We start from the raw sequence: 19,660 nt of genomic DNA on the forward strand, positions 1-19,660 counted from the left end.
TCACCGGTGGGCGTGACGTGCGGTGCGGGCCCACGGCTGAGTGGGGCGCGGCTGACCCGGGCGTCCGCTCGGCGGCGCCCCGGGTCAGCGGCGCGACATGTACAGCGTGAACGCTTTCGTCAGCAGTCGGTCCACGGGGAAGTCCCACTCGCCGTAGGTCTGCACCACATCCGCCCCCATGGTGGTCTTGAACCGGGTGAGTCCGGCCAGCGGATACTCCGGGTCCAGGGACGGGCTGAGCCCGCCGAGGTCGTACCACCGGCACCCGGCGGCCAGCGCGTCTTCGATCTGCCGCAACTGCAGCGCCCGGGGTGCGTAGCGCTTGCGCTCCTCGGAGGAGGAGGCCCCGTAGACGTACCAGGCGAACTGCCCCTGCCGCACATAGATCGCCGCCGCCAGCAGCGTCTCCTCGTAGTGGGCGAAGTACAGCGTGCACTCGGTGTCCTCGGCGGCGTTGAGCTCGCGGAACATCCGTTGGAAGTAGCTCAACGGGCGACCGGTGAAGTCGTCACGCTCCGCGGTCTCCTCGTAGAGCGCCTGCCAGGCGGGCAGGTCCTCCACCCCGCCGGTGCTGATGGTCAGTTCCGAGCGGGTGGACTTGCGGGTCTGCCGCCGTGAGGTCTGGTCCATGCGGGCCAGGACCGCGTCGACGTCGAGGGCGGCGCCGTCGTCGTCGGTCAGCGGGATGCGGGCCTGGAACTGCGGCTGACCGGCCTCGAACTCCTCGGACGCGGAGGGAGCCTGCCAGCCGAGGCGCTCCAGCTCGGCACGGACCGCGTCAGCGCCGTCGTGGACCGTCAGGGGCTCCAGCTCGGTGATGCTGCGGTGCTCCCCGGAGGCCAGCGCGCGGCGGACGTCCTGGGCCGCCCAGCGGCGGGTGGCCCCGGGCAGGCCCATGCGGATCAGGAAGGCCCCCTGGCGCTTCAGGTGGTCGGTCAGGGCGGGCAGCAGCGCACGGAGCTCCACCTCGTCGGGGTCGAAGACCGGCCCCTCGGCCAGGTAGGCCAGGCTCTTGCGGCCCAGCACCGGAACGGCCGCAGGGACGGGCAGCCGGCGGTGGAGGACCAGGGTCGCGGCCACGAGCCGGTCGCCGTCGAAGGCTCCCAGGGACTCGCCCCGCCAGTCGGTCTTGACCTGCGGCCAGCGGGGATTCTGCAGGAACGACGACGTCGGGTGCCGACGCAGGAAGGCGGCGTGGTCGGCGGTGCTGATCGGCGTCACCGAGAGCCGGCGCGGGCTGGTCGTCTGCCGGGAGGGCTGGGGTGGGGTGCTCACGGTCCCGATGATACCGGCCGGGCCTGCCGCTCCCGGGGACGCCGACAGGCGGTGCGGGGGATCGCGGCTCGGGTGGCGAGTCTCAGAGTGCGGGCTCCGCCGGGCGTCCCGCCGCCGGCCCTGTCACCCACGCTACGCTGTCGCCCGTGACCATCCTCTCGCTGATCTTCTTCGCGCTGGCGACCGCCGGCACGCCTGGCCCGAACAACACGATCGCCATGGCCTCGGGCGCGACCTACGGGCTGCGCCGCACGGTGCCGACGATCGCCGGGGTGAACATCGGTTTCCCGGTGATGATCGTGCTCGTCGGGCTGGGGCTGGGTCAGATCCTGGAGCAGCAGCCGGTGGTCCTGGACGTGCTGCGGCCGATCGGCATCGCCTACCTGCTGTACCTGGCGTGGAAGATCGCCTCCGGCCCCACGGACCTCTCGGCCCAGGACGGGGCCCGTCCGCCGTCGTTCGTGCAGATGGCGCTCTTCCAGTTCGTGAACCCGAAGGCGTGGACCATGGTGGTGGGCGCGATCGCCGCCTACACGGGCTTCTGGGAGTCCTTCACCGTCGAGGTCCTGGTGATCGCCGCCGTCTTCCTGCTGTTCGGGACCCCGTGCACGGCGAGCTGGGCGCTGCTGGGCGTCGGGGCCGGGCGGCTCATCTCCAAGCCCGCGCACCTGCGGGTGTTCAACCTGGTGATGGCGGGTCTGCTGGTGGTCTCCTTAATGCCCGCCGCCGTGGAGACGGTGGCGTCCGTGACCGGTTGACGACTCTGGCGAGGAGCGTCGTCCGCCGGTACCCTGACGCGGGACAGCTTCGGCGTCGAGCAGAAGGGCCGCATGTCAACGCAGAACCACGCCTACGCCCCGTACCCTCCGACGGACGGCTCGTACCTGGGCCCGGATGAGGTGCGGCACCGGCTCAGTGACGACGACGCCCGGCGGCTCGGCCTGACCGGCTGGCGCCGCTGGACGGTCGGCCCCGCCGCCGGCACGCCCGGGCGGGCGAAGCTCCAGGTCGCGGCCGGGGTCGTGGGTGGCTCCCTGCAGCTGGCCTCGCAGCTCTACAACGTCGCCTCCGGGGTGGACACCGGGGTGTGGGCCACCGTGGTGATGATCAGCGGAATCCTCTTCTATGTCCTGGCCTTGGGCACCTATGTCACCTACCGCGGCAACATCGACCACGGCGTCTACGCGCGCCTCGACCAGGCGCGGCGCGAGGAGGTCGCCCGCTGGGAGGAGACCCACGGCCGCCGTCGCCAGCGGCTGCGGGATGCGGCTCAGGCTCAGCAGGCGCCGGAACGGGCCGCCCACCCACCCGGCGCGGGGGAGGGTGGACGGCCCGCGTGAACCGTCAGCGTGCGGATCACTGCATGTCTTCGAGCTGCTTGCCCTTCGTCTCCGGGACGAAGCGGAACACGAAGAACAGCGAGATCGCCGCACAGATGGTGTAGAAGCCGTAGGCCACACCCAGGCTCAGGTCCGCCATCATCGGAAACGTGGTGGAGATGGCGAAGTTGGCCAGCCACTGGGCCGCGGCCGCGATGCCGAGGGCGGTGGCCCGGATGCGGTTGTTGAACATCTCGCCCAGCAGCACCCAGACCGCCGGACCCCAGGACATGCCGAAGAAGACCACGAAGCCGTTGGCGGCCAACAGGGCGATGACGCCGCCGGTGTCGGTCAGCTGCGGGGTGACGCTGCCGTCGGCGGCCTCCACCACCGGGGCTGTGGCGAAGATCCACGCCAGCAGACCGAGGGTGACGGTCATGCCGGTGGACCCGATCATGAGCAGTCGACGGCGGCCGATCTTGTCCACCAGGGCGATCGCGATGATGGTGACCACGATGTTGGTCACGCCGGTGATCACGGTCTGCGCCAGCGCGTCGGCCTCGGTGAAGCCCACCGACTGCCACAGGGTGGAGGAGTAGTAGAAGATCACGTTGATGCCCACGAACTGCTGGAACGTGGAGAGCAGGATCCCGACCCAGACGATCGGCAGCAGGCCCAGGGCCGGGCCGCGCAGATGCTTCAGCCGGGTCCGCGTCTCGGTGCCCAGGCTGCGGCGGATCTCCTCGATGCGCTGGTCCACGCCCGTCTGGAGCACGCGGCTGAGCACCTCGCGGGCCTTGGCCGGGGAGCCTTTCTTCACCAGGAATCGCGGGGACTCGGGGATCATCAGGGCGAAGGCGCCGTAGGCCAGGGCGGGGACGACCTCCGCGAAGAACATCCAGCGCCAGGTCTCCAGGCCGAACCACAGGGGCTCCGCCGCGCCTCCGGAGAGGCCGGCCAGCCAGGCGTTGGAGAGCAGGGCCACGAAGATGCCGACCACGATGGCCATCTGCTGCATGGAGCCCAGGCGGCCGCGGATCTGTGCCGGAGAGATCTCTGCGATGTAGGCCGGGGCGATCACCGAGGCCGTGCCGACGCCGAGACCGCCGATGACCCGCCAGGCGATCAGGTCGGTGGCGCCCACGGCGAAGGTGCAGCCGACCGCGCTGATGAGGAACAGCGAGGCCGCGATGAGCATGACCCGGACGCGGCCGATCCGGTCGGCCAGCTTGCCGGCGGTGAAGGCGCCGACCACGCAGCCCAGCAGGGCCGAGGAGACCACGAAGCCAGTGAGTGCGGGGCTGAGCTCGAAGCCGTCGCGGACGGCGGAGACGGTGCCGTTGATGACGGCGGTGTCGAAGCCGAAGAGGAATCCTCCGAGGGCGGCGACCGAGGCCAGCAGCAGCGCTTGGCCGGTATGGAAGCTCTCGGGTGCGGAGCGGGTCTCTGTCATGGGGTCCTCCTGTGATGATCCGTCCCGGGGAGTCTCTGGTGAGTCGCGTCACGTGTCGCTCGTCGGGATGGCAGGCCGGTGTGAGTGGTGCGGATCACTCTAGGGAGCCCGTTCGCCTGCTGTCTATGTGATGAATAAGAAGCACGCTCTAGTCTTGCTCAACGTTCATCCAGTGAACGATCTGCCGGTGGAGCGGAGCTGCTCGTCGAGGGCCAGGGCCACCGCCCCCAGGACGCCGGCGCGCTCCCGCAGTCGTGAGAGGCGCACCGTCAGCTGGTCGGTGGCGGGCGGCACGGCGTGGCGGCGGATCGCCTCATGCATCGGCGCGAGCAGGAGGTCCCCCGCCTGGGCGAGCTCGCCGCCGACGATGATGGCCTCGGGATTGAACAGGTTGCACAGGTTGGCCAGCGCCCGGCCCGCATGATGCCCGGTGTCATGCAGCACCCGCAGGCAGGCATGGTCGCCGTCGGAGGCCGCCGCGACCACCTGAGCGATGGAGATCCCCGGGCCCAGCCGGGGCTCCAGCAGCTCCAGGATGGCGCGAGCGGAGGCCACCGTCTCCAGGCAGCCCCGGTTGCCGCAGCGGCACACCGTCCCGTGGTCCTCGATCGTGGTGTGCCCCAGCTCCCCGGCCGTGCCGCCGGGTCCCCGGAAGAGACGCCCGTCGATGATGAGCCCGCTGCCGACGCCGTCGGAGAGCTTCACGTAGGCCATCGTCTCCGCGCCCCGTCCCGCACCCCAGCGATGCTCCGCCAGAGCGGCGAGATTGGCGTCGTTGTCCACCGACACCGGCGCCCCGAACGTCTCCGCGGCCTGCTCGGCGGGATCCAGGCCCGCCCAGCCGGGCAGGATGGCCCGGGAGTGCATGCGGCCTCCAGGGCGGCCCACCGGGGCCGGAAGCCCCAGGCCCACCCGCTGCACCGCGCTCAGCCCCCGGCGCTGGTCCGCAAGGATCTGTCCGAGCAGACGCTCGGCGATCTCCAGGGCACGGGGCGCGGACGTGCCGGCCGGCAGAACGCTGCGGCACAGCCCCAACGGTTCGCCGGAAGAGTCTGCCAGCGCCACGGAGATGTGCCGGTGTCCGATGTCCAGTCCCACCACGGTGCCCTCGCCCGGGGTGAGGCGGATGCGGGGCCGATGCCTGGTGCCGCCCGGTACGGTCTCCACCCGTCCGTCCTCACGGAGACGGCGGACGATGTTGGAGACGGTCGCCGGCGCGAGCCCGGTCCGGCGGGCGATCTCCGCCTGAGAGGTGCCGCCGTGCTCCCGCAGTGCGGCCTCGACGCGGCGACGGTTCGCCGCGGCCAGTGCACGCTGCGAGCCCGGCGCCCCGGCAGGCTGAGAGGCGGGTCCCTGGGTCATCACGCTCCTCGGCAGTGAGGGATGACGGCATTGTACCCGGGGCCGTCAGGCCGCTGCCGGCCTGATCGGAGGGCGGCAACGGCGATATGCGGCGGGGAGGACGGCTCAGTCGGCGTAGGCGCCGGTGAGCAGCACGCCGCCGCCGTCGACACCCTTGGCACCCTGGACGAAGTCCTCGCCGGCACCGGCCACATCCTCGGGCGAGTACGCGGAGACCTCGCCCATCACCCAAGCGGTCTGACCGGCGGCGGTCAGCTGGGCCACGGCGGCGTCGGCCTGCTCCGGGGCCACCACGGCCACCATCCCGACCCCCAGGTTCAGAGTCCGCTCCAGGTCCGCCTGCGGGACCCGGCCGAGCTCGGCGACCAGCGAAAACACCGCCGGCCAGGACCAGGTGGAGCGGTCCACGGTGGCCAGCAGGCCGGCCGGCAGCACGCGGGCCAGATTCGCGGCCAGGCCGCCGCCGGTCACGTGGCTGAACCCGCGCACCGGCAGGTCCCCACCGAGGCCCTCAGAACGCTGCGCGTTCTCAGGGAACCCTCCTTCGGCGGCGGCCCCTGGTCCGTCGCCCTGCGCCGGGTCGCCGTTGAGGGCCTTCACCAGGTCCAGGCAGGGCGTGGTGTACAGGCGGGTGGGCTCCAGCAGCTCCTCGCCCAGGGTGCGGCCGAACTCGGGGACCTCGCGCTCGTAGCCCCATCCGGCCGCGGACACCACCCGGCGGACCAGCGAATAGCCGTTGGAGTGGATGCCGGAGGACCCCATGCCGATGATCACGTCACCGGCGCGCACGCGCTCCGGACCCAGCACGGCGGAGGCGTCTACCATGCCGGTGGCGGCGCCGGCGACGTCGTACTCGTCCTCGGCCAGCAGGCCCGGGTGCTCGGCGGTCTCGCCGCCCACCAGGGCGGTGCCGGCCTCCGCACAGGCCTTCGCGATCCCGGACACCACGGCGGCGATCCGGGTCGGCTCCACCTTCCCGGTGGCGATGTAGTCGGTCATGAACAGCGGCTCGGCGCCCATGACCACGATGTCGTCCACCACCATCCCGACCAGGTCGAAGCCGATCGTGTCATGGATGTCCATCGCCTGGGCGATCGCCACCTTGGTGCCGACCCCGTCCGTGGAGGTGGCCAGCAACGGCCGCGGCAGAGCCTTGAGGGCCGAGGCGTCGTAGAGGCCCGCGAACGCGCCGACCCCGCCCATCACCGCAGGCGTGTGCGTGGCTTCGATATGGGCCTTCATCAGTTCGACGGCGCGGTCTCCCGCCTCGACGTCGACCCCGGAGGCGGCGTAGGTGATGGGTGCGGGCTGGTCGGTCATGAAGTGGCCTCCGCGAGCGGCTGGTCGTCGACGTCGAACTCTGCATCCGGACCCGGCTCGCACCCCGAGGGGGCCGACCGGTCCATGCCGGGAAGCTCCGGCTGCTCCAGCAGCAGCTTGCCGCGGCGGTTCTCCGGCGGCAGCTCGATCGGGTACTCCCCGGAGAAGCAGGCGGTGCACAGGGTGGAGCGCGGCTGCTCGGTGGCGGCGATCATGCCCTCCTCCGAGATGTAGGCCAGGGAGTCGGCCCCCACGGCTTGCCGGATCTCATCCATGCTGGCCCCGTTGGCGATCAGCTCCGCCCGGGTGGCGAAGTCGATGCCGTAGAAGCAGGGCCACTTGATGGGCGGCGAGGAGATCTTCACGTGGACCTCCTTGGCCCCGGCCTCCTTGAGCATGCGCACGATCGCCCGCTGGGTGTTGCCGCGCACGATCGAGTCGTCCACCACCACCACACGCTTGTCGCGGACCACATGCTCCTGCACGTTGAGCTTCAGCCGGATGCCCAACTGCCGCAGCGTCTGCGAAGGCTGGATGAAGGTGCGTCCCACATAGGCGTTCTTGATGAACCCCTGGGCGAAGGGCAGCCCGGAGGCCTCCGCATACCCGACCGCGGCCGGAGTGCCGGACTCGGGCACCGGGATGACGATGTCGGCGTCGTGGGTGTCCTCACGGGCCAGCTGGCGACCCATCTCCACGCGGGACTCGTACACCGAGCGGCCGTTGATGTTGGCGTCGGGCCGGGCCAGGTAGACGTACTCGAAGACGCAGCGCGCCGGTTTGGGGGAGGCGAAATGCTGGGAGCGGATCCCGTCGGCGTCGATGGCGATGAACTCGCCGGGCTCGATCTCGCGGATCACCGAGGCGCCCACGGTGGCCAGCGCCGACTGCTCGGAGGCGACCACCCAGCCGCGGTCCAGGCGGCCCAGCACCAGGGGGCGCACACCCTGGGCGTCGCGCGCCGCGTAGAGCGTGTTCTCCGTCATGAAGACCAGGCAGAAGGCGCCCTTCAGCGTGGGCAGCAGCGCCATGGCCTGCTCCTCCAGGCTGGCGCCCTCCTCGTCCTTGAGCAGCGCGGTCACCAGGGCGGTGTCCGTGGTGTTGCCCTGGGCGAGCTCCCCGAAGGAGGGGGTCGCCCCGCCGCTGCGTTCGACCAGGCGGTCGTAGAGCTCCGCCGAGTTGGTCAGGTTGCCGTTGTGGCCCAGGGCCACGGTGCCGTGCGGGGTGTCGCCGAGGGTCGGCTGGGCGTTGGACCACTGCCCGCCGCCGGTGGTGGAGTACCGGCAGTGGCCCACCGCGATGTGACCGTTGAGGGCGGTCAGGGTGGACTCGTCGAAGACCTGGGAGACCAGGCCGATGTCCTTGTAGACGCGGATGCTCTGGCCGTCGGAGGCGGCGATGCCGGCCGACTCCTGGCCGCGGTGCTGGAGCGCGTACAGCCCGTAGTAGGCGAGCTTCGCGACCTCCTCACCGGGGGCCCAGACGCCGAACACTCCGCATTCGTCCTGCGGGGTCGCGTCGTCGTCGAGCAGATTGAAGGTCAGGCGACCGTCAGCGCGGGCCATGCTCGTCGGTCCTCTCGGAGGGTGCGGGGGTGGCGGGCACGGCACGGTATTCGCGCGTGCGCCGGCGAGAACGGCGGTCCAGGAACAGCCACGCAGTGGCCGCCAGGGCCAGTCCGGGCAGGGACAGCACGAACGTCACGAAGCCGATGCTTCCGGCGGTGGAGTAGTCGTCCGCCGGTCCGGTGATCAGGACCAGGACGACGGCGGCCACGAGGGCGACGACCACGCCCGCCACGAGGAACGGGACGAGACGGGGAGTGGGGCGGACCGTCACCTGGCGGTGCTGTTCGCTGGAGGGCATGGCTTCCAGTCTACTGGCTTCGCGCGGTCCGGAAGAACGCGCCGGTCCCCGGCCTCTACTGCGGAAGCTCCTCGCCGGTGAGGCGCCGATAGGCGTCCAGATAACGCTCCCGGGTGGCGGCGACGACGTCGGCGGGCAGCGCGGGCGGGGCGACGCCGGAGTCGCGGTCCCAGCCGGAGCGTGACGAGGCCAGCCAGTCACGGACGTACTGCTTGTCGAAGGACGGCTGAGCGGACCCCGGCTCCCAGGACTCGGCCGGCCAGAACCGGGAGGAGTCCGGGGTGAGCACCTCGTCACCGAGCACCAGCTCGCCGGTGGCGCGGTCCCGGCCGAACTCCAGCTTCGTGTCGGCCAGCACCACGCCGGCCTCCCGGCAGGTCTGCTCGGCCAGGCGATAGATCCGCAGCGTGGCCTCACGGAGCTGCTCGGCCAGGTCCTCGCCCACCGAGGCGGCGAGCTCGGCGAAGCTGATGTTGACGTCGTGGCCTCCCTGCTCGGCCTTCGAGGACGGGGTGAAGATCGGCTCCGGCAGGCGGGAGCCGTCAGTGAGCCCCTCCGGCAGGGGGATGCCGGTGACGGTGCCCGACTCGCGGTACTCGGCCAGCCCGGAGCCGGTCAGATACCCGCGGGCGATGCACTCGGCCTCCACCATCTCCAGGTCCCGGCAGATCATCGCCCGCCCGGCCACGGCCTCGGGCACCTCGGTGGAGACCACATGGGTGGCGGTCCCTGCCTCGCGCAGCTGCTCGAACCACCACAGACTCAGCTGGGTGAGCACCCGGCCCTTGTCCGGGATCGGAGTGGAGAGCACGTGGTCGTAGGCGCTGATCCGGTCGCTGGCGACCACCAGCACCACGTCCTGGCCGTCCCAGGCGGAGCCGGGGGCCGGTCGATAGAGGTCACGGACCTTCCCGGAGGTCACATGGACCCAGCCGGGCAGCTGGGAGGAGACGCGGATGTCCCCGGCCAGCGCCTTCGCAGCGATGTCGGTGCGGTGCTGGGCGCCCCGCCAGCTGATGCGGGACACACCCTCGTAGGAGCGGCCCACCGCCTCGGCGAGCGTGGAGCCGGTGCCGACGACGGCGAGCACACGCCCGCCGGCGGTCAGCAGGTTCCCGTCCTCATCCCGGCCGGTGCCGGCGTGCAGCACGGCGACGCCGTCGAGGTCCTCCGCGGCGTCCAGGCCCTGGATGACGTCGCCCTTGCGAGGCGAGTCGGGGTAGTTCTCGGCGGCCATGACGACGTCGACGGCGTAGCCGTCCCGCCAGTCCAGGGTGCGGTCCGCGCCCAGCGTGCCGGTGGCACAGTCCAGCAGCAGTCGGCCCAGGGGAGTGGCCAGCCGCTCCAGCACGGCCTGGGTCTCCGGGTCGCCGAAGCGGACGTTGAACTCCACCACCCGCACGCCGCGGGAGGTCACGGCCAGACCGCAGTACAGCACGCCCACGAAGGGGGTGCCTCGGCGGGCCATCTCCGCCACGGTGGGGCGGGCGACCCGGTCCATCACGGTGGCCACGAAGTCGCGGGTGACGCCGTCGTCGTGCGTCTCGGTGTAGCCGGTCAGCCAGTCCAGCGGGGTGTAGGCGCCCATGCCGCCGGTGTTGGGGCCGGCGTCGCCGTCGAAGATGCGCTTGAAGTCCTGGGCGGGGCTCAGCGGCACCAGGTGCTCACCGTCGACCAGGACGAACAGCGAGACCTCGGGGCCGTCGAGGAACTCCTCGATCACCACGGACCCGCCGGCGTCGAAGCAGGCCTGCGCGTGCGCCAGGGCGGCCTCACGGTCCTCGGTGACCACCACGCCCTTGCCGGCGGCCAGGCCGTCGTCCTTGACCACATGGGGAGCGCCGAAGCGGTCCAGTGCGGCCTCGGCGGCGGTCAGCTCGGTGGCGTGGACGGCGCCCGCAGTGGGCACCCCGGCGGCCTCCATGACCTCCTTGGCGAAGGCCTTGGAGGCCTCCAGCTGGGCGGCGGCACCGGAGGGCCCGAACACCGGCACCCCGGCGTCCCGGACGGCGGCGGCCACTCCGGCGGCCAGCGGGGCCTCCGGGCCGACGACCACCAGGTCATAGCCGTGGTCGGTCACCAGCTGGGCGACCGCCTCGCCGTCGGAGGCGTCCACCGGATGGCAGGCGACGTCCTGGGCGATCCCGGCGTTGCCAGGGGCTGCTTCGACTGTGTCGACGGCGTCGTCGCGCAGCAGTGCTCGGACAATGGCGTGCTCGCGGCCTCCCGGCCCCACAACTAGTACCTTCACGGTGGTCAAGACTACGTCATGGGGCTGCCATCAGGGCCGAGTTGGTCCGCAGTTGCGGGTACTCGACTCGATCGACTCGAGTACCCGCAACTGCGGACCAACTCGGCCGTTCGTCGCGCGACGGAGGCGCGGCATCTCTGCGGAGCGCCCTCTAGACTGGGCCGCATGAGCGCCGACCACCCCCAGAGCACCCGCACCGCCCGTGACGCCGCCCCTGCCTCGCCGGCTCCGGTGACCACGGGGACGCCGCCGCATACCGCCTCCGCCGCGGACTCCGCGGAGCTGGCCTGGGTGACCAGGGCCGGCGCCGTGGAGTCCCGCCACATCGGCTCGGCGGTGCTGCTCGGCCCTGACGGCGCGGTGTTGGAGTCCCTCGGTGCCCCGCAGCGGCCGATCTTCCCGCGCTCCACGCTCAAGCCGTTCCAGGCGATCGCCTCGCTGCGGTCCGGCGCCCTGATCTCCCAGGAGGCAGTGGCCCTGGCTTGCGGGTCCCACAACGGGTCCCGTCGGCACCAGGAGGTGGCCGCCGCGGTGCTGGAGGCCGAGAAGCTCGACGAGTCCCACCTGCGCTGCCCGGCCGCCTACCCGGCTCGGGAGCGGGACCTGATCGACCACCTCGCCGCTGGCCGGGAGAAGACCCCGCTGGCGTTCAACTGCTCCGGCAAGCACGCCGGCTTCCTGGCCGCCACCCGCACCCAGGGCTGGCGGCTGGCCACCTACACGGACCCCAAACACCCCATGCAGCAGGCGGTGATGACCGTGCTGGAGGAGTACTGCGAAGAGGTCCCGGGAGTGGTGGGCACCGACGGCTGCGGAGCCCCCGCGCCGTCGCTCACCCTGACGGGGCTGGCCCGCGGGTTCTCCAAGATCGCCTCGGCCACCTCCCGACGGGACGCGGAGGTCCACGCCTTCACGGTCTCCCAGGCGATGCTGGACTACCCCTGGGCGGTCCACGGGCGAGGGGAGGCCAACACGGTGGTGATGGAGGAGCTGGGGCTGCTCGCCAAGCTCGGTGCCGAAGGCGTGCTGATCATCGGCGCCCCGGACGGCACGACGGCGGCGGTGAAGACCCTGGACGGCAGTCAGCGGGCCAACAACCTGGTGGCGCTGAGCCTGCTGGCCGCCCACGGGGTGATCGACGTCGACGCGCTCGGTGCGGTGCTGAAGAAGCTCATCCGGCCGATCACCGGCGGCGTCGACGAGGCCCAGGTGGGCAGCATCCGGCTGTCCCACACGGTGCTCGAGCGACTCTGACGCGACGGTCTGGGCCACATGGCACGACGACGCATCACCGCGGAGGCCGGAACCGCCGCGCTGCGCCGCTGGGCTGAGGCCGGCGACGCCGATCGGCGCACCGTGGCCACGGCCGTCCGCTATCTGTTGGAGGAGCTGGCTGAGCGCGCCCCGGGGAACTCCGTGGAGGTCCGGGTGCCGCCCTTCGGCGTCACCCAATGTGTGGAGGGCCCGACCCACACCCGCGGAACCCCGCCGAACGTCGTCGAGCTCGACGCCGCCACCTGGCTGGAGCTGGCCGTCGGCCGGCTGAGCTGGGATGAGGCGCGAGCGGAGGGCCGGATCTCCGCCTCCGGCATCCGCGCGGACCTGACCGAGGTGCTGCCGCTGGTGCACGGCTGAACCCACCCCTCACGTGGAGAGGGTGCGCCTCCGCCCGAATGACGCCCTACGGCGGCTCAGTGCGGCTGAGACGCACCCTCTCAACGAAGGTGTCGCTGGCGGTCAGCTCACGGTGTCAGCGTCCTTGCGCCGGACCTTCGTGATGGCGATTGCGCCGGCGCCGAAGGCCAGGAGCAGCAGGGCGACGAGGCCGAGACCCACGGTGCCCGAGGCGCCCGTAGCAGCCAGATCTTCCTCAGCGTCCTCTGTCTTGCTCTCGTCCGGCGCGGGTGTCTCGGAGTTCTTCGCGCCCGCCTCCGCGACATCGTCCTTCCCGCCAGCACTGGCGTCCTCGACTGAGTCGTCCTCAGTGGTGCCGTCCTCGGCTGAGCCGTCTTCCGTGGTGCCCTCCTCAGTGGTGTCGTCCTCGGCTGAGCCGTCTTCCGTGGTGCCGTCCTCGTCCTCGTCGAGGCCCTCAGGCCAGTTGACCAGCAGCTCGTCGCCGTCGTCCTCGATCTTCTCGACGGTGATCGAGTTGATTGCGTAGGCACTGCCGCCCATGCCGCCGCGGATCGCAATGTTGCCGATCAGACCCTCGGGCTCCTCCGAGCCGTCCAGGGTGAACTCGGTGACGAGGTCGTAGGTCCCCATGTTCACCATGCCGTCGTTGAAGTAGGCGGGAATCTGGGTCGCGGTCTCGTCGGCACTCACCAGGTGGTCGTTGTGCGTCGCATCATCGCGGGCGGTGTATCCGCCGTTGCTCTCATCGCGGACCCACCGTACGCGCACTGCGGTGGTGCCCTGGGGTGTCACGTTGACTGTGAGGCGGTAGTCGGCGTCCTTCTCCGGGACGAAAGCGACGGCGTCGTCTTCGCCTGCGGTGGACCAGGGCCACTCAGAGTCGTCATTGCCGAGGATGATGTTGGCCCCGGTGTATCCGTCTCCGTGCTCAGCGTGGTAGACGTGGACGCCGTCGATCGGCTCGTGGTCGTCGTCGTAGTCGGATTCCATCCATTCGTGCTCAGCCAGGAACTCCTCGGGCCAGAGGATGCCCAGCAGGGCCTTCTTGGCGTGGCCGTCGACGTCGAAGGGCATCGCGTACTCGCCGCCTCGCCAGCCTTCCATGACGTCGCGCACCCCGGCGAGCTTCACGGTGGTGATGACCTGAGGATTGCCGGTGGTGTTGGCCGGGCCGGCCGCGTAGTCGCGGTAGAGCTGGAAGAGTTCGGCGTACTTGATGCCCTGGTTGTTCTCCTTGACCTCGTCAAGCTCGCCCGGAGGAACCCCGAGGTCCATCTCGGTGATGTGGATCTCGACGCCGGGCAGCGTGGCGAAGAGCTGGATGTTCTCCTCAATGGCGTCGACGTCGGTGTCCAGGCCGTAGTGACCTTGCATGCCGATGACCTCGATGAGCTGCTTGCCGTCGGGCCGCAGGCCTTCATGACGCTCGTTGAGCTCCTGCACCATGGCGTGAGTCACCTGTGCTTTGGCCGGGTTGTCCAGTCCGAAGTCGTTGTAGGTGAGCTTGACGTCCCAGCCGTTCTCATCGACCACTTCGGCGGCCTTGAGGAAGGCCATCTCCACCCAGTCGGCGCCGAGTGCCGGGTACCAGCCTCCGCCCTTCTCCAAGGAAGCTTCCCAGTCCGAGGGGTCGGAGCTCCCGATGGCTTCGTTGGCGACATCCATGGCCTTGATGTCTGGGCCGAAGTGTCCGAGGACTTCTTCGATGTGGGTCTCCAGGTTCTGCTGGGCGACGTCCGGGTCGTACTCGCCAGGCTGTCCGTAGCGGGCCGGGGGAGCGTCCCACATCCACGTGGGGGTCTGGGAGTGCCAGGCCAGGGTATGGCCGGAGAACTCCATGTCCGGGTTGAGAGCGCCGTGCTCTTCCATGGCGGCCTCGGCGACGTCGAAAGTGAAGACGCCTTTCTCCGGCTGAGTGTTCTCCGGCTTCATCTCGTTGCCGGGGGTATAGGAGGCGTAGTTGTGGACCAGCTCTTCCATCTCGCCGCCGGCTCGTCCGAAGATGCCGAAGTGGAAGTAGTCCTCGTAGTGGTCCTTCAGGGCGGGATAGTTCTCAAAGGTCATGCCGGTGGGCGGAAGCTCGCTCTCTGGGGCGGCCGACGCCGGCTGGGGGGGGGGATGGCCCCGCCAAGGAAGCGGCGGCGATGAGACCCGCCAGAGCAGTGGCACCCGCGGCACGGACGGCGTGTCGACCTCGGTGTCTCTCTCCGGTGGGCGGATGGGTGGAATGCCATGACAAAGGCATGGGAACTGACTCTCTCCGTCGGGGTCTGTGAGGCAGGGAGCACGGCCTCGAGGTCAAGGGAATACGCTTTCCAGCTCCCTGGCTCGAACCTACTGTGGCATGACTCACATTTCAAGAGTCTCGAAAAACAAAATCGTGTCAATGGAGTCGGGGCAGCGAGAGAGTGCTCTCCGAGATGGTCTGCGCGGGGCCCGAGCGCGCGTAAGTTGGTCTGGAGTTGTGGGTACTCGACTCGATCGAGTCGAGTACCCACAACTCCAGACCAACTCAGCTGGGCGTGGGGCGGGGTGTGGGAGAGGGTGGGGGAGGGGGTCGTCGTTGAGGGTCAGGAGCCCATCGTGGCTTCCCATGCGGCGTGCAGCTTGGCGTAGTACCCGCCGGCGGCGATGAGCTCCTCGGGGGAGCCGTCCTCCACCACACTCCCCTCGTCCACCACCAGGACCCGGTCGGCGATGGCCACGGTCGAGAGGCGGTGCGCGATGATCAGCGCCGTCCGGTTCCCCAGCAGCCGCTGCAGCCCCTGCTGCACCAGCTGCTCGCTGGGCAGGTCCAGGGAGGAGGTCGCTTCATCCAGGATCAGCACCGCAGGATCCGCCAGGAAGGCGCGGGCGAAGGAGATCAGCTGCCGCTGTCCGGCCGAGAGCCGACCCCCGCGCTTGTTGACGTCGGTGTCGTAGCCCTCGGGCAGGTCCATGATGAACTCATGGGCGCCCACGGCCTGGGCCGCGGCGATCACGTCCTCCTGCGGGGCGTCGGGGCGGCCCAGCGCGATGTTCTCGGTGATCGTGCCGGAGAACAGGAATGCCTCCTGGGTCACCATCGCCACGTGCCGATGATGGTCTTCCAGGGAGAGCTTCCGCAGGTCGACGCCGTCGAGGGTCAGGCTGCCGGAGGTGACATCGTAGAACCGGGCGAGCAGCTTCACCAGCGTGGACTTGCCCGCTCCGGTGCGGCCGACGACGGCCACGGTCTGTCCGGCGGGGATGTGCAGGTCCATCTGATGCAGCACCACGGGTCCCTCAGGCGTATAGCGGAACTCCGCCTGGGAGAACTCGACCTCGCCGCGGCAGGCGTCCAGACGCTCCGGCTGAGGGTCCTCCGTGAGGGTGGGCTTCTCCTCCAGGAGGCCGGAGACCTTCTCGAGCGCCGCCGTGGCCGACTGCAGGGCGTTGTAGAACATGGCGATCATGTCCAGCGGCTGGAAGACGCGCTTGGTGGCCAGCAGCAGCGCCACCAGCACGCCGACCTCCAGATCTCCCTGCAGCACTCGGAAGCCGCCCCAGAGCAGCACGGCGGCCACGGTGAGGTTGCCCAGGGCCAGCAGGGCGGGCTGCAGGATCCCGAACAGACCCAGGGAGCGGACCATGTCATCCCGGTAGCTGTGCGCCAGGCGCTGGTACTGCCGGGACCGCGAGGACTCACGACGGAACGCCTGTACCGCGCGGATGCCGGTCATGGTCTCCACGAAGTGGACGATCATGCGGGCCGAGGAGATGCGGGTCTGCCGGTAGGCGACCTCGGAGCGCCGCTGGTACCACCGGCCCAGCAGGGCGATCGGCACGGCGACGGCGACCAGCAGGAGCCCGGAGCGCCAGTCCAGGATCACGATGGAGATGGCGGTGAAGGACATGAACATGATGCCGGAGACCAGCGAGCTGATGCCCTGGTCGAGCAGTTCGCGCAGCGACTCCAGGTCCGAGGTCTGCCGGGAGATGACCTTCCCGGAGGTGTAGTCCTCGTGGAAGTCGAGGCTGAGCTGCTGGGTCTTGCGGAAGACCTCGCCGCGCAGGGTGAACAGCATCTGCTGGGAGACCTCGGCGGTCATCCGGGTGTAGGCCCAGGTCAGCACCCCGGCCGACACTGCGGCGGCCACATAGGTGACCCCGGGCAGGATCATGCCGGAGCTCTGGCCCTCCATCATCCGGGGCAGTCCCCAGTCGATGGCCCAGGCGATGATCAGCGGAGTGGCGGCCTGGGCGGCCTGGGCGACCATGACGAACAGCGCGGTGATCAGCAGCTTCAGCCGCACGCCCTTCGAGAGGTGCACCAGCAGCTTCCAGGAGCGGCGGCGGATGAACTTCCGCTCCTCAGCGTCCATGTCCACCTGTTCCTCGCCCGCGGTGCCGCGCAGATGGTCGAAGCGCGGGTCCTCCGGTGAGAAGCTGCCGTGGCGGATGGCCTCGGGCACGGCGGTGCGGGTGGTGGCGGCGACGGGATCGACGTCGAACTCCGGCACATCGTTCTCGGAGCGTCGGCCCGAGGAGCCCCGATCCGCGGAGCCGCGGTGGCCGTTCTGGGTGGTCTCAGCCATGGGTGCTGACCTCCTGGATGGAGCCGGTGTCGGTGTCTTCAGTCTCAGCGTGGCCCGCTGAGACGTCGCCTGGGGCGTCGTCAGCCAGGGCGCCCGGGGACTTCTCGGCGGGGATGGAGTCCATGATCTCCTCAGCCTCGGGGGTCGTGCTCATCACGTCCCGGTAGAGCGCGGACCGGGTCAGCAGCTCCTCATGGGTGCCGACGTCGGCGATGCGTCCTTCGTGCAGCAGGGCCACCCGGTCCGCCAGGGCCACGGTGGAGGGGCGGTGGGCGACGATGAGCGTGGTGGTGCCGTCGAGCACCTCGCGCAGCCGCCCGGTGACCCGTTCCTCGGTGCGCACGTCGAGTGCGGAGAGCGGGTCGTCGAGCAGCAGCACCGACGGTGCGGCGGCGATGGCGCGGGCCAGGGCGAGCCTCTGCCGTTGCCCGCCGGAGAGGCTGAGGCCTTCCTCGCCGATGGCGGTGTCCACGCCGTCGGGCAGGTCCTCGACGAACTCGGCGTCGGCCGTGCGCAGGGCGCGCTCGAGCACCGCGTCCAACTCCTCCGGCCCGGGCGCGCCGTCACGGTGCGGGTGCTGCGGGTCGTCCTCGTCACGGTCGTGTCCGGTGCCCAGCAGCACATTAGCCCGCACCGAGGAGGAGAACAGCGTGGGGTCCTCGAAGGCGACGGCGATGCGGGAGCGAAGGTCGGCCAGGTCGAGGTCCCGGACGTCGGCGCCGTCGACACGGACGGTGCCTGAGGTGACGTCGTAGAGCCGCGGGATGAGGTTCAGCAGGGTGGAGGTGCCGCCCCCGGTGTGCGAGACCAGGGCCATGGTCTCGCCGCGTTCGATGCGCAGGCTGACGCCGTCGAGCTGGTCCCGTTCCTCCGGCTTGGCGTCCGGGTAGCGGAAGTGGACGTCGTCGAGCTCCAGGGTTCCGTGCTCGGGGACCCGCACCGGCTCCTCCGGCGAGGTGATGGTGTTCTCGGTGTCCATGACGTCGGCGTGGCGGTCGATGGCGGTCTTGGCCGTGAACGTCATGCCCAGCAGCATGCCGACGCCTTCGATGGGGCCCTTGAGTACGGCCGCGGTGGCGAAGAACGCGGCCAGCGCGCCGACGGTGACGCCGGTGGTCTCCTCGTGGGCCACCTGCCAGAGACCGATGAACAGGCAGATCCCCAGCACGGTCTCGGGCAGGGTGATCATCACCAGCAGGAAGCGCGCCAGGGTGCGGGCCTTGGCGACCTCGGTGGTGCGCAGCCGGTCGGCCTGCGTCACGAACCCCTTGAGGGCGTGGTCGCCGCGCCCGAAGGCCTTGAGCACCCGGATGCCGTGCACGGACTCCTCCACGGCGGTGGCGACGTCGCCGGCTTGGTCCTGGGCGCGGCGGGAGTAGAGGACGAACTTGTTCCGGAACTTGGGCCCGTAGACGATGATCGGGATCGCGGCGGCCAGAAAGACCACGGCCAGCAGAGGGGAGAGCCGCATCATCAGGGTGAAGCCGACGATCACGCTGATCACCGAGGAGATGAACATGATCGAGCCGAAGGCGAACCAGCGGCGCAGCAGGTTGAGGTCGGCGATGGCGCGCGACTGCAGCTGACCGGCGCCCCATGCGGAGTGGAAGGATGCCGGCAGGTCCTGGAGCTTCTCGAACAGGCGGGTGCGCATGGCGGTCTCCGCATCCGAGGCCGGCGGGAGCACGAAGTACCGACGCAGGAAGAACAGGAAGGCCTCCAGCAGGCCCAGAGCGAGGATGATGCCGGCGGCGGTCCAGACGGCCGAGGCCTCGGCGCCTTCGGCGAGCACGGAGTTGACCAGCACCTGGAGGACCTGCGGGATGGTCAGCGCCACGATGCCTGCCCCGACGGCGGAGATCAGGCCCAGGGTCCAGCGCAGGCGGATGCCCTGCAGGTAGGGGTTGAGGCGCCCCAGCGCCTGCCACAGCGAGCGGCGGCGGGTGGAGTTCTCTGATTCCAGGTGTCTTGCGTCTCGTTGCATCAGACAACTAATCCTAGTCTAAAGGAGTGGGCGGGGGAACTCCCTGGGGCGGGGAGCTCCTGGTCTGCCGGGCATGCCGGCGGGGCGGTCCCGACGGCGAGGTGCCGCGCTGAGGCTGGGCGGAGCCGTCGCTGGAACGGCACCGCCGCTGGAACGGCACGGGAGCGTTGGTGCCAGTGCGCACCAGAACCCCTCCGGTGGCACCGGTGCAGTCACGCCGCTCCCCGGCTGCGAGGGCCCACGGGCCGGGGCGTCACGCGGCCGGCTGCGCGACGGGACCGATGGCCCTGGATGACGTGGTCACGCGCCGTGGGGACGTACCTGGTCATGGGTCCGTTCCCGGCCCAGCGGCACGTCGTACCTCGCCCCGTCGTACCTCACCTCGTCGTGCCTCGCCTTGTCGTGGCTCGCGTCGAGGTGCGGCGCTTCGAGATGCCGCACTCCGAGGGGCTCGACGCCGCGGTGCCTCATTCCGCAGTGCCCAGGCCCGTCGGCTCCACTTCGTGCAGCGCCGGCGGGGGTCCGTCCATTCCCCGCCCCGCTGTGCATCGGTGATTCTGGGAGGAGCATCGGTGGTTCCAGGCGGAGCGCTGCACCGTCCGGCCTGGAGGGCACCCCATCCCCGTCAGAACAATCGCG

Annotated in this window: 14 protein-coding genes; 4 read left to right on the forward strand and 10 right to left on the reverse strand. The window is 70.5% G+C overall.

Annotation, left to right across the window (positions count from 1 at the left end):
- Positions 1-84: 84 nt before the first annotated feature.
- On the reverse strand, positions 85-1,275 hold the full coding sequence (locus ABD658_RS08310; protein WP_344685845.1) for a lipid II:glycine glycyltransferase FemX: 1,191 nt from the start codon (positions 1,273-1,275) through the stop codon (positions 85-87).
- 146 nt (positions 1,276-1,421) lie between these two features.
- Between ABD658_RS08310 and ABD658_RS08315 the strand changes: the two genes are divergently transcribed.
- Both ABD658_RS08315 and ABD658_RS08320 read left to right on the forward strand, forming a co-directional pair.
- On the forward strand, positions 1,422-2,033 hold the full coding sequence (locus ABD658_RS08315; protein WP_344685843.1) for a LysE family translocator: 612 nt from the start codon (positions 1,422-1,424) through the stop codon (positions 2,031-2,033).
- 72 nt (positions 2,034-2,105) lie between these two features.
- Positions 2,106-2,615 (forward strand): hypothetical protein, encoded by a 510-nt coding sequence (locus ABD658_RS08320; RefSeq protein WP_344685841.1) that lies wholly within the window; start codon positions 2,106-2,108, stop codon positions 2,613-2,615.
- 16 nt (positions 2,616-2,631) lie between these two features.
- On the opposite strand, the gene ABD658_RS08325 is transcribed toward ABD658_RS08320, so the two are convergent.
- The 6 genes from ABD658_RS08325 to purD form a co-directional block, all read right to left on the reverse strand.
- The gene (locus tag ABD658_RS08325) at positions 2,632-4,047 is read right to left on the reverse strand and encodes a sugar porter family MFS transporter (protein WP_344685840.1); all 1,416 of its coding nucleotides are present in this window, start codon (positions 4,045-4,047) and stop codon (positions 2,632-2,634) included.
- 165 nt (positions 4,048-4,212) lie between these two features.
- The gene (locus tag ABD658_RS08330; RefSeq protein ID WP_344685839.1) at positions 4,213-5,409 is read right to left on the reverse strand and encodes an ROK family transcriptional regulator; all 1,197 of its coding nucleotides are present in this window, start codon (positions 5,407-5,409) and stop codon (positions 4,213-4,215) included.
- A 105-nt stretch (positions 5,410-5,514) separates the two neighbouring features.
- On the reverse strand, positions 5,515-6,729 hold the full coding sequence (gene purM / locus ABD658_RS08335; protein ID WP_344685838.1) for a phosphoribosylformylglycinamidine cyclo-ligase: 1,215 nt from the start codon (positions 6,727-6,729) through the stop codon (positions 5,515-5,517).
- Positions 6,726-8,294: an amidophosphoribosyltransferase gene (gene purF / locus ABD658_RS08340; protein ID WP_085437215.1), complete on the reverse strand. Its 1,569-nt coding sequence runs from the start codon at positions 8,292-8,294 to the stop codon at positions 6,726-6,728. Before purF ends, purM begins: the two co-directional genes overlap by 4 nt.
- Complete coding sequence (locus tag ABD658_RS08345; protein ID WP_070160609.1) at positions 8,281-8,595, reverse strand: hypothetical protein; 315 nt, start codon at positions 8,593-8,595, stop codon at positions 8,281-8,283. Before ABD658_RS08345 ends, purF begins: the two co-directional genes overlap by 14 nt.
- 55 nt (positions 8,596-8,650) lie before the next feature.
- A complete protein-coding gene (gene purD, locus ABD658_RS08350; protein ID WP_344685835.1) occupies positions 8,651-10,846 on the reverse strand; it encodes a phosphoribosylamine--glycine ligase in 2,196 nt (731 codons plus the stop codon).
- Positions 10,847-11,011: 165 nt separating this feature from the next.
- Between purD and ABD658_RS08355 the strand changes: the two genes are divergently transcribed.
- Together ABD658_RS08355 and ABD658_RS08360 are read left to right on the forward strand one after the other, a co-directional pair.
- A complete protein-coding gene (locus tag ABD658_RS08355; protein ID WP_344685833.1) occupies positions 11,012-12,100 on the forward strand; it encodes an asparaginase in 1,089 nt (362 codons plus the stop codon).
- 18 nt (positions 12,101-12,118) lie between these two features.
- Positions 12,119-12,481 carry a sterol carrier family protein gene (locus ABD658_RS08360; protein WP_344685831.1) on the forward strand — a complete coding sequence of 121 codons (363 nt, stop codon included), beginning with the start codon at positions 12,119-12,121 and terminating at the stop codon, positions 12,479-12,481.
- 102 nt (positions 12,482-12,583) lie between these two features.
- On the opposite strand, the gene ABD658_RS08365 is transcribed toward ABD658_RS08360, so the two are convergent.
- From ABD658_RS08365 to ABD658_RS08375, 3 genes are all read right to left on the reverse strand, one after another.
- Complete coding sequence (locus ABD658_RS08365; protein WP_344685830.1) at positions 12,584-14,545, reverse strand: endo-1,4-beta-xylanase; 1,962 nt, start codon at positions 14,543-14,545, stop codon at positions 12,584-12,586.
- A gap of 506 nt (positions 14,546-15,051) precedes the next feature.
- The gene (locus tag ABD658_RS08370; RefSeq protein WP_344744298.1) at positions 15,052-16,824 is read right to left on the reverse strand and encodes an ABC transporter ATP-binding protein; all 1,773 of its coding nucleotides are present in this window, start codon (positions 16,822-16,824) and stop codon (positions 15,052-15,054) included.
- Positions 16,825-17,029: 205 nt separating this feature from the next.
- On the reverse strand, positions 17,030-19,021 hold the full coding sequence (locus ABD658_RS08375) for an ABC transporter ATP-binding protein (RefSeq protein WP_344685826.1): 1,992 nt from the start codon (positions 19,019-19,021) through the stop codon (positions 17,030-17,032).
- Between the last annotated feature and the right edge of the window lie 639 nt (positions 19,022-19,660).

The organism is Nesterenkonia aethiopica, assembly GCF_039534665.1.
Classification (GTDB): Bacteria; Actinomycetota; Actinomycetes; order Actinomycetales; family Micrococcaceae; genus Nesterenkonia; species Nesterenkonia aethiopica.